This is a genomic window from Deltaproteobacteria bacterium (genome assembly GCA_016874735.1).
Lineage (GTDB): Bacteria > Bdellovibrionota_B > Oligoflexia > Oligoflexales > CAIYRB01 > CAIYRB01.
Map to the genome: position 1 here is coordinate 1 of VGTI01000098.1, position 7,966 is coordinate 7,966.

The following is a 7,966-nucleotide window of genomic DNA, read 5'->3' on the forward strand; positions in this document are numbered from 1 at the left end:
GAGCGGCCAAGGTCTCTCGCGCACATGGCAACGAAGCGTCAAAAAAGACACGGCAGAGGCGTGTAGGCTTTGCCGTAGAAGCCTTACCCCTTTAGGGGGAGGTAGATCACGTATCGCCTTTAAGGATCGGGTCGTACCCACCCGCTGCGCAAATACGCTCACTGTCTCTCACCTCCGCGCCGCAAATAGCAGTCTCACTGTGTTGGCAACGAGATGATTGCAGAAGCTTGCCGTAAATGCGAACGACATGGGCGGTGCTGGGCAAGATGTCTTAGACCGACATTTCGAGAGGGTGCGCCACGACCAGCTAGTACCGCGACAACAAGACACTCCACTCTCCCTCATTCCGCGCCTCCGTGGTCCAAAGAGACTTCAGTATTTGACCACGGAGACGCGGAATGAGGGAGAAGGGGAATGAGGGTGAACGGGAGGTTGTCATGGACGTGACTAACACCTGTGACTGATGTCAGTCACATCTCCTCACTGCGTAAACCCACCGCAGACGCAGTCCTGCGGGGATCCTGACGCAGTGTCACACGATATGCTGTCACCCTTGTAGGCGGCGAGGCAGTTACATGTGAGCTCGCCACCATCGACAAAGCCTGGGACCTCGGAGCAGTGGACGCCTCGACCTGTAGTCGAGATCCTAGCGCTGACACAGGCGCCTGGAGATAGAGTTTAGGTACCAAAGCCCTAGCAAGCAAAAAATACAAGATGAATTCAATTTAATAACAGCAACTTCGCTCATATCTTCGACTTAACTTAAAGATTACACCGAACCTACCGATAACCCATGCATACGCCTGTAATTGCCCAGATCACAGAGGATCAAACCATGGGTGCTCGAGCTAAAATCAATAAAATCGAATTGATGGTGAGCCTCGAACATTTCTTCCGTCGTGTGGGTATTATCAAAAATTATTACCGCTTAGAGTCACTCGGACTGAGTGGTCACGACTTCAGCGGTATGTTCCCAGGTGATCGTCTATCGCAATTAACCCGCTTCTGTGAAAGAAACCCGAGATATCACATCGTTTCGAGCGTTGGAGAAGAGCGCTTTGTCAATCGCGTAGTCATAGGAGCTGATTTTTACCTGATTGCAGACGGCGAAAGAGATCCGGTACTTGAACTCAACTTCCTACTTGATCCGGAGTGGCATGTCTTATGGGAAGACGGCATCAGCGAGACGCTTGCCGAAATCAATAACATCAAAAATGGTTGTAAGTCTTAAGTTTGCTCTCTGGAGTCGCAGCATCGCTTCACTAAGTTTCTTAATGTGAAAATATGCTAATCTGTCGTAAATCGCGATTCTCGGTGAATCATCACCGTTAGTCATTAGCTCGCGCGACGTTAAATACTGAAATAGGGCATAGGCATCAAAGTGGTCATTCGGACCGTAGTCACAGGTCAATACCGCAAGAGTCTTGTCGTCGATATTTACTGGCTGAAGTATCCGCTTTTGCAGACCTAGTGGCACCTACTCGCTGCTCAAATTTGATCATCAATTCTGCCTCCGCGAAACAAAACTTACGCAGTATGTTAGCAATGCAAGGATGGCAGAAGCTTTAGGCGAATGCGAACGACATGGGCGATGCTAAGCAAGAAGTCTTTGAACGACATTACGAGTGTGCACGCCACGACTAGTTATTGTCAGACACTCCATTCTCCCTCATTCCGTGTCTCCGTGGTCTAGCAGGAGTTCAGTATTTGACCACGGAGACGCGGAATGAGGGAGAAGGTAAAGGTTCAGGTGACGCGACAGCGGACTACGAAAGAGTAGGGCGACGCAAGGGCCTGTAATTCTTGGATTCAGTTTTTTAATTTCCGGTCGCCCCACCATACCTGAACATTGGGTCAAGTAATGCCCGGAATAGACCGATCACACGACTGGCAAATCTGCCTCCCATTACCGACAGGATCCGATCATGGGTGCAAGAGCCAAGGAAAAAAAAGTCGAACTGATGGTGAACCGACGAGAATTCTTTGACCGTGTGGGCATGGTCACTAACTATTACGAGCTGGAATGGCTCGGACTTAGCGGACACGACTTCTGTGGACTATTTTTAGACAGCTCATTTCCTGAGTTGCTGAAATTCTGTGGTGAGAATCCAGATTATCATCTGGTGTCGAGCGTCGGTGTAGGCTGCTTTGTCAATAGGATTGAGGAAGGTGCCGACTTCTTCATGATCGCGAAAGGCGAAAAAAATCAAAACCTGGAGCTTAATTACCTACTCGATCCACAGTGGGCGCTAATTTACGAAGAAGGCATGGCTGCGGCTATAGCCGAAATTGATAATATCAAAAATAGTCAGAAGTCTTAAAAACGATTTCTGTCGCTTAAACTCGACACTTCCGGTCATCTGTACATGAAACAGTGAAATATCATCGTAAACCTTGATGCGCGGTGAATCTGCACCAACGGTCGCTATCTCACGAGAAAGCAAATACTGGAACACTGCAAAGGCATCAAAATGATCGTCGCTGGTATAAGTGGCGGTCATCTGCTTAAGTGTAGCTTCGTCGGTATTAAGCGGCTGCATTATCGCCTTGAGAGACCTAGTCGTTCCAACCTGCTGCGCACATATACCCACTAACTCTTACCTCCATGCCGCTAATAAGTTGTCAAAGCACTTGCACTGGGATGATTGCTGAATCTTGCAGCAAATGCGAACGACATGGGTGGCGATGAGCAAGATGTCCTTGACCGATATTACAAGATGATCCGCCATCATTAGCTATTACCGCGAAAACAAGTAACTCCTTTCTCCCTCATTCCGTGTCTCCGTGGTCTAGCGAGTGTTTATTTGACCACTGAGAGAGGAAATTGTGTAAGTTGCAAGTCGTTTTACCGACGGAGGATTCTTCAATTACTTAGCCCCAATTCGTAAATCCAAATTAAGCCGAGGCAGGAAACTGCCGATACTCTGAATGTACATGCAAGTCACGATGAATACAGGATCCAAACATGGGTGCTAAGGCCAACCACAGCAAAGTTGAGTTGATGGTCATTTTTGACGATTATTTTGACCGCGTCGGCGTTGTAAAGAACTTCTACGAACTTGAGCGTCTTGGACTTACTGGCCACGACTTCTGTGGATGCTTCGGTACAGACCTTTTACCTTCGTTAAAGATGTTTATTGCCGAAAATCCAACCTACCATATCGTGTCGAGTCTCGGAGAAGGCCGCGTTGTCAACCGCCTATGCGAAAATGCCAGGAGCTACTTAATAGCAAACGGCGACAGCGAGCCATTATTGGAGCTGAACTTCCTCCTTGATCCGCAGTGGCCGCTCATTTACGAGGACGGCATGGCTGCGGCTATTGCCGAACTTAATAACATCAAAAATGGTCACGATACCTAGTGATTTTTTCTGACGCCGCATTTCCTCTTTGGTAATTGCTTCGCGATGAAATTCCGACATTTTTTGGTAAATATCAGCCCTAGGTGAATCTGGAAATGGCTGACATATAGCTTTTGAAGACCTAGTGGTTCCTACCAACTGAGCAAATTCGGCCCGCACTTCCACCACCCCCCGCGAAACAAAACACACTCAACGTGTTAGCGACGCAAGGATGGCAGAAGGGTTCAGCAAAGGCGAACGACATGGGCGGTGCTGGGCAAGATGTCTTAGGCCGACATTTCGAGAGGGTGCGGCACGACTAGTTATTGTCAGACACTCCATTCTCCCTCATTCCGCGTCTCCGTGGTCTAGCAAGAGTTCAGTATTTGACCACGGAGACGCGGAATGAGGGTGAAACGGCGGGTGTCAGTCACTTCACCTCACTGGGTAAATCCACCGCAGACGCAGTCCTGTGGGGATCCTGACGCGGTGTCACACGATATACTGTCACCCTTGTAGGCGGCGAGGCAGTTGCCGACGGCGCCCCACTGCTCACCCCAGCAGAAGTCACGGCAGCTGACGGTGCCGTTGTTACCAGGTTTAGAGAATCCGTCACCAAGACAGCTACATGTGAGCTCGCCACCATCGACAAAGCCTGGGACCTCGGAGCAGTGGACGCCTCGACCCGTGGTCGAGATTTTTGCACTGACACAGGAGCCTGGTGCATCGGTGAATCTGCGCTCGGCGCAGAAGGTGTCACACGAGACGGTGCCGTTATTGCCGTGACGTTCGTTTATGGGTAGCTTTTTTAGGACAGTGGCTTTGAGGAACCCGTAGGAGCCGCCGTTACGGATGTGTTGGGCCATGGCTCGAAGTTCATCCGCTGTGAAGTCACGATTAAGCACGCGTTCGTAAATTATCCCTAATGCACCGCCAAGAAAGATCTTCAACTCAGTCTTATGGTCAATATCTGCATCGCCATCAGCGGTCAGCGCTATGGCAGTCCCACGGCTATCTGCGCCACGATTAAAGTCGGGACCGGTCCATCCGCCGGGAGATAGGTTTCCTGGGTTGTCTCGGTCTAAGGCTCTTGTTCGGAATTCACGAGCTTCTGCTTCCCGCTTGATCCTGTCCCAAACCTTCTCGATGTAATTTACGACCATGGTCTTCGCAGACTCGTACGCGTCCGAAGTTAAGTCGTCTAGGATAACTTCGATGACCTTATCTCGGATCTTTTTTACGCCGATTCTCCTGATAATCGATGCCGCTGGATTTTCCGGTGCAAAGTCCGGGTAACCTCCAAGTACATCCGCTTTTTCCATCTCCCGGGTAGCAACCGCCAGATTTACCTTGCCGTCTTTCAAGCTCCCAATGTGGACTGCCACCACTTTGCCGTCTTGCACTATGGGTGATCCTGACTGACCGGGCAGTGTGTCGAACGTATGCCGGTAGACACCGGCCTTAAGCGAGGTTACGTCAATTGCACCCTTGGTGGTCTCGACTAGGGACAGCGTCTTGAAGTCAAAGCCTATCAGTCGGGCCGAGCTACCGTTGGGTTGAACGGAGGCGAGTGGCAGAAAGTCTGGCGTCAGCTGCGACGACTTAAAGACCGCTACGTCAGACTTAACGCCACTCTGACTGAGACGCTCTAGCTTTCGGTAGCCATGCTTTTTAGTCCAGAACTGATACTGACCGTCAGACGTACCGGCCACTAGGCAGTGCGCTGCCGTAACTACTTCGTCAGCACTACTGGCAAATGCAGTGCAGAGCGCACTACCGTCCCCACTATGTAGAGTGCCTACTGCAGCGTTGATAGTTTGATCGGTAACAACCTGACGGTCGTCACCACCGATGATCGCCTTAGTGGACGATGTATTACGCTGGAGACAGCCTACTGTGGTCAGAGCGAGTAACAAACCAACAAGGTAGCGTGACGCGGACAATTGCATGATTGATCCCGTGACAGAGTGGTTAACTAACGTTCACGGGGATGGTCTGCAAATAGTTGGCCAACTGGCTAGTTAAGTAGGGGGAGGGGTGTAAGAAGCGGAAACTAGCGTTGAATCGTGGGGGAGGTGATGAGGGGGTGGGAGAGGGAGTGGTGGCAAGGGGGGTGACAGTTTGGGGGTGGGTGTAAGAGTGGTGGGCACTGGGCAAATTTCAATAAACTAAAGTCGGTACTCCCTGATTCGGTTTCTCCGCGGTCGATCGTACCTTGGACTAGTTAGCAGCTCGCTATGCTGTAAAGGCAGGAGCTGCTACTTACCTCATTGCACCTCTTTTAGTAGGCGCTCATACTTCTGCTAAGCACCCCGATCAGCTCCTGGCTGTTGTCGGCACTCGTGATCTTAATCGTGTAGTTAGCTGAAGCTGGGGGTACAATGTTGAACTTCGACCCTACCTCCTCCTTCACAGTGATCTTGTTACCTGCGTTACTGACGTACTCGACTGTCCACTTAACAGCACTTGGATTTACAACGCCGTTTGCGTCGAGCAGCGTCACCATGAAGTCTCTGGAGGTTTCCCCTTTGCGTATCGAATCCGACTGATAACTGTAAAAGGTCGTCAGGTTGCTGTCGTGCCAGTAAGCAAACTTTTTTGACGATACGGCGCTGTTTTCGCTACCCACCACATTATCGCTGGATTTGCATGATGGGCTAGACTCATTGTCGATTGACTGTCTCACCGCGTTTCCAAATACTTGGCCGCCACAATTTATTGATGACATCGTATTGAATAATAAGATTTTTCGTTCCCAAGCAGAAATTTGGGGTGTTCCCGTGGCAAAGCGATTGCTCCAAATCAAAAGACTTTCGCCCCCAAAATCATAGCTACCTGGTAAAATGTCGTTATCAAACATGATGTTCAGGTCCTGGTATCCTGTGCTCATATTTTGGGGAATCGGAAACTCAGAATGAGCAAAATAAAAGCCATTTACATTCATCAGTCCGCGCGTCGAATCACTTCGATCTGTTGCTGAAAAAGATCCCAAGACTCCGTCGATAACAATGTTGCTAAAGTAGCCTGCCATTGTCCAAGAAGCTCCTGTGGCTCCGGTGATCGTTAGATACTCGACTTTGGTCCCAGCGAAATAGGTGCCGTCGAGTTTAAAGGGGTTGATTGCGACACGGTTGCTGTAAGTATGAATGTTAAAGAATTCGAAACCACGCCACTTCATGTTGGTATCTTTGGTTTTAAAGTGAACGCGATTGTTCTCGTTGCCCATCACTTGGACTGTGTTCTTAAAAGACAACTTGTGATTACTGTGTAGTTGCACTTTAGGCTAGTACCCAGACCTATCTATTTCTTGAAATACTCTGACCACCCCTCTAGGAATGGCAAGTAATTCTAGAACATTTTTGCTACACCACTCCGCCCGGGCATAGGTGCCTGGATCAGAAGTTATGGAGGGGTGGAGCAGCCAGTGTAACAGCACCGACTGCTCCGGCAGATCAGGTGCTTGAACACTCTGACGTGCCTGTGGCTCAGGTAGCCGCTCAGGGCAAAGATTTCAATTGGATTCGTCCGAAATGCGGATGTGGCTACAAAATGGTGTGGGGCCATGGCTATGTCACACGGTTTTTCGAGGGATACGCCCTGCCGCTATGGCTGAAGCGCTACCGGTGCCCGGCGTGCGGCACTGTTTTTACAATGATACCGGCTGGTTTTGGCCGTCGCTATCAGTCGCCGGTAGCCACTATTTGGTCAGCCATCCGGGCTCGACTTACATGCCGCTGCTGGCCCAGGGGTCTGCCCCGGCAACGGGGCGGGCATTGGCTGCGTAAGTTTTTGGCTGTCTGTCGGATGGACTTCCCCGACGACGACCCGCTAAGGGTCTGGGACCGTCTTCGTGGCAACGGCATTCACCTTTTCTAGCAGGGATTAAACTGCAACTTTTTTCGACGCGGGCGACCCCACCATCTCTTGTCGGCGCACAATCGTGCAAACAAAGGTAGCCAACTTCTCGCATCACTGACGGCAATGAGGCCGATCAGACACGGGAGGAATTTGTCGTGAGAGACGGCAACGATTTGGCGATGAAGGTGGCAACATTTAGGTTTGGCGTGATCGCTGATTTTGTAACGGGCATGCGTATGCAGTACGGCGAGAAGGAGCGCCTATTGGCCGAGAAATCACTAAAAGTTTACGAAATCCCTGGCTCACTGCGTACGAGAGTGACGCGGGCTAGTATGATCTCCTGGATGACGGCCTACCGTAAGGGCGGTTACCGGATTGAAGCGCTTTGTCCTAAGGCGCGCGTCGATAAAGGCGGCTTTCGTAGTCTCAGTACACCGGTCCGCATGGAGATAAAGCGTCTTAAGCAGGAAAATGCGTATTATACGGTGCCCGTGATCATCAAGAAGTTACGCCACAGCAAAGTGATTGGCCCCGATGAGCCTGTCAATAAAGCAACGATTTACCGTTTTATACGTACGGAATGCCAACCAACTAGCCCCGACGAAGGCGTCGATCGGCGTCGGTTTGAAGCCGAGCACTCGAATGAAATCTGGCAAAGTGATCTACTACATGGCCCAATGGTGCGAGTCGATGGCTCAACTAGCCTCAAAAAAGCCTATCTGATGGCGATTATCGATGACCATTCGCGACTCATTGTCTTTGCCAGGT

General features: G+C 50.4%; 7 protein-coding genes. 5 read left to right on the forward strand and 2 right to left on the reverse strand.

Annotated features, from left to right (window positions below; all coding sequences use genetic code 11):
• Nucleotides 1-835 precede the first annotated feature (835 nt).
• The 3 genes from FJ146_18575 (at nt 836) to FJ146_18585 (ending at nt 3,361) form a co-directional block, all read left to right on the forward strand.
• On the forward strand, nt 836-1,231 hold the full coding sequence (locus FJ146_18575; protein MBM4253977.1) for a hypothetical protein: 396 nt from the start codon (nt 836-838) through the stop codon (nt 1,229-1,231).
• Between the two features lie 694 nt (nt 1,232-1,925).
• Nucleotides 1,926-2,321, forward strand: coding sequence for a hypothetical protein (locus tag FJ146_18580; GenBank protein ID MBM4253978.1), 396 nt, complete (start codon nt 1,926-1,928; stop codon nt 2,319-2,321).
• A gap of 644 nt (nt 2,322-2,965) precedes the next feature.
• Nucleotides 2,966-3,361 carry a hypothetical protein gene (locus tag FJ146_18585; protein MBM4253979.1) on the forward strand — a complete coding sequence of 132 codons (396 nt, stop codon included), beginning with the start codon at nt 2,966-2,968 and terminating at the stop codon, nt 3,359-3,361.
• A 419-nt stretch (nt 3,362-3,780) separates the two neighbouring features.
• Here FJ146_18585 and FJ146_18590 read toward each other — a convergent pair whose 3' ends face one another.
• A complete protein-coding gene (locus FJ146_18590; GenBank protein ID MBM4253980.1) occupies nt 3,781-5,289 on the reverse strand; it encodes a trypsin-like serine protease in 1,509 nt (502 codons plus the stop codon).
• 332 nt (nt 5,290-5,621) lie between these two features.
• Nucleotides 5,622-6,593, reverse strand: coding sequence for a hypothetical protein (locus tag FJ146_18595; protein ID MBM4253981.1), 972 nt, complete (start codon nt 6,591-6,593; stop codon nt 5,622-5,624).
• Between the two features lie 277 nt (nt 6,594-6,870).
• On the opposite strand from FJ146_18595, the gene FJ146_18600 reads away from it, so the two are divergent.
• Both FJ146_18600 and FJ146_18605 read left to right on the forward strand, forming a co-directional pair.
• Complete coding sequence (locus tag FJ146_18600) at nt 6,871-7,125, forward strand: hypothetical protein (protein ID MBM4253982.1); 255 nt, start codon at nt 6,871-6,873, stop codon at nt 7,123-7,125.
• Nucleotides 7,126-7,353: 228 nt separating this feature from the next.
• Nucleotides 7,354-7,966, forward strand: a 613-nt coding sequence (locus tag FJ146_18605; protein ID MBM4253983.1) for a transposase family protein, incomplete at its 3' end; no start/stop codon positions are given.

What these genes read in the sequence shown, in the direction of transcription:
- FJ146_18580 (MBM4253978.1), top strand. Translation starts at nt 1,926, where the DNA reads ATGGGTGCAAGAGCCAAGGAAAAAAAAGTCGAACTGATGGTGAACCGA.
- FJ146_18590 (MBM4253980.1), bottom strand. Translation starts at nt 5,289, where the DNA reads ATGCAATTGTCCGCGTCACGCTACCTTGTTGGTTTGTTACTCGCTCTG.
- FJ146_18575 (MBM4253977.1), top strand. Translation starts at nt 836, where the DNA reads ATGGGTGCTCGAGCTAAAATCAATAAAATCGAATTGATGGTGAGCCTC.
- FJ146_18600 (MBM4253982.1), top strand. Translation starts at nt 6,871, where the DNA reads ATGCGGATGTGGCTACAAAATGGTGTGGGGCCATGGCTATGTCACACG.
- FJ146_18585 (MBM4253979.1), top strand. Translation starts at nt 2,966, where the DNA reads ATGGGTGCTAAGGCCAACCACAGCAAAGTTGAGTTGATGGTCATTTTT.